This is a genomic window from Verrucomicrobiota bacterium (assembly GCA_037139415.1).
Classification (GTDB): Bacteria; Verrucomicrobiota; Verrucomicrobiia; order Limisphaerales; family Fontisphaeraceae; genus JBAXGN01.
In genome coordinates, this window is sequence record JBAXGN010000368.1 from 1 (window position 1) to 1,951 (window position 1,951).

Consider the following 1,951-nt stretch of genomic DNA (forward strand, 5'->3'; position numbering starts at 1 on the left):
CGGGAACGTGACCTTCCAGCAGGCCGGAAGGCGCTGCGCCGGACAGCGCGTTCCGCAGGGGCCAATGGCTCCAAACTCGAACCGTTGCTTGAGCGTCTGGGCTTCCCACCCCGACGGCTCGTATTCCTACAAGTATGAGTCAGAACAATCCAGTCACCATGAAACCGAACGCTCCAACTCTTATGAAGCCGGACTCCCCGCCCGTCTTCTACGTCGGCCTGGATGTGGCCAAGGCTGCCTTGCAACTCGACCTGGCCGGGCCCAGCAATTCTCACTATGCAGTCCGGGGTTGGGGAACGCGTGGGTGATGGAGGATGAAAAGGGAGGATCGAACCGGGGTGGCGGCCGTGCTCCAGCGGGCGGGCACCGGAGCTGGGCATGGCTCCGCTCACACGCCCGGCGGCGTGTGTTTCTGCGCCCGGGCGGGGCTCAGCTTTTGACGGTGGCGTGGGGTCCGATCTCCAGGCCCCGCATCATGAAATCCATCAGGCGCGACCAGTTCTCAAAAGGCAGATACGTGGTCAGCGCGCGCAGATGCTCGAAGAACGTCCGCCTGGCCCCGACCGTGGTGCGGATGAGTTGGTAGTCGGCATCGGCCAGTTCCAGAAAGGTGTGCAGCGCGAAGGCCAGCAGGTTCAGCGTCGCCAGCAGCGCGGACAGATGTTCTTTGCCGTGGCCGAAATTGTGTTCGCGATGATAGCCCTTCGTTTTGAGCACGTTGTTGTTTTCATTCTCGATCTTCCAACGGGCGCGCCCGGCGGCGACCCACCCGGCCACGGTGTCCGCCGTGAGCGCCCGGTCGGTGATCCAGGCGTTGTGATACAGCATTTTGCCGGCGTCGTCCGTCACCGTCACGTCGCACCAGTTGACCTTCAAGGCGGCGGCGGAATCGGTCAACGGCACCGCGTGGGCCCAGCGATAGACGTGCCGTTCCCAGCGGTGGGACTGGCCCTTGGTCCGCAACGTGAGCGTGGGCCGCTCCCGGCCCGGCGCCAGCGCCTCGACCCACTGGCTCAGATGCAGATGCGACGCGGGCTTGCAGGTGAAGAGGAAATGAAAGTCGTGCAGCAACACCTGCCGGCAGAACGGCTGGTGGGCATAGAGATCATCGCCCAGCAACGTGTCGTTGCCGGTGTGATAACGCGCGGCGTGCGCCGCCAGCCAGCGCTTGGCCGCGGCGATCTCGCAATCCTGCTTGGCGTGGCCGTCCTGCGGCACGATGAACTCCGGCCGCAACGGCACCACCTGCGCGTGGCCCGGGCTGACGATGACCGGCGTGATCGCGCTGTGAAAATGCGTGGTCTGGCCGTCGGCGTGCCGGAGACAGGAACCGTTCGGGCAGTGGATGTTTGGGGATTGCGAGGAGAAATACCACGTCGCATCCAGCGCGATGAGCCGGGTGTTTTGGCCGGCCCGCATGGCCGGCAACAAACCCTGTTGATCAAAGGCCTGATGCAGATCATCGAACAACTCCAGCAGAGGTTCCGGCGCGACCGAGTCGAGCGTTTGGCGGATATGATTGTCCGCGGGGATGGCCTGGACCTGGAACAGACTGCGGGCATGGTTGCGGGCGCGGGACCGTTCCATGTTCCGCTGGAAACTCAGAAACGAGGGCGACTGGGTGAAGAACACCGCGAACGCCGCCAGCGCGATGTCGGCCATGGAGTACTGCGTGTTGTCGCCGGTGCGCGGATCCGGCAGCGCGCCGGCCACGGCGCGCAGACGGGCGATGAGGTCATCGAAACCGAGCAGCTTCACGCGCTCTTTATGCCGGTACGGGGCCAAAAGTACAAGTTACAATTGTGTGACAATTGTCACACTCTGGTGACAGACCTCCCGCACGCGCGCTCGCCACGCTGCCACGCCCAGCCCCATCCTGCATAATGAGAGTTGCTGATAAAAGCTGTCCTATATGACACCGGACTTCCCACTCCGGGCCGAGGGCTTCGCC

Annotated in this window: 2 protein-coding genes; one reads left to right on the forward strand and one right to left on the reverse strand. The window is 63.9% G+C overall.

The window, feature by feature from the left end; translation table 11 throughout:
* Positions 1–182 precede the first annotated feature (182 nt).
* Positions 183–308: a hypothetical protein gene (locus WCO56_29730; protein MEI7733783.1), complete on the forward strand. Its 126-nt coding sequence runs from the start codon at positions 183–185 to the stop codon at positions 306–308.
* Between the two features lie 121 nt (positions 309–429).
* On the opposite strand, the gene WCO56_29735 is transcribed toward WCO56_29730, so the two are convergent.
* A complete protein-coding gene (locus WCO56_29735) occupies positions 430–1,662 on the reverse strand; it encodes an ISNCY family transposase (GenBank protein MEI7733784.1) in 1,233 nt (410 codons plus the stop codon).
* Between the last annotated feature and the right edge of the window lie 289 nt (positions 1,663–1,951).

Excerpts from the sequence above, each read along its gene's own strand:
- WCO56_29735 (MEI7733784.1), bottom strand. The coding sequence starts at position 1,662 with ATGGCCGACATCGCGCTGGCGGCGTTCGCGGTGTTCTTCACCCAGTCG.
- WCO56_29730 (MEI7733783.1), top strand. The coding sequence starts at position 183 with ATGAAGCCGGACTCCCCGCCCGTCTTCTACGTCGGCCTGGATGTGGCC.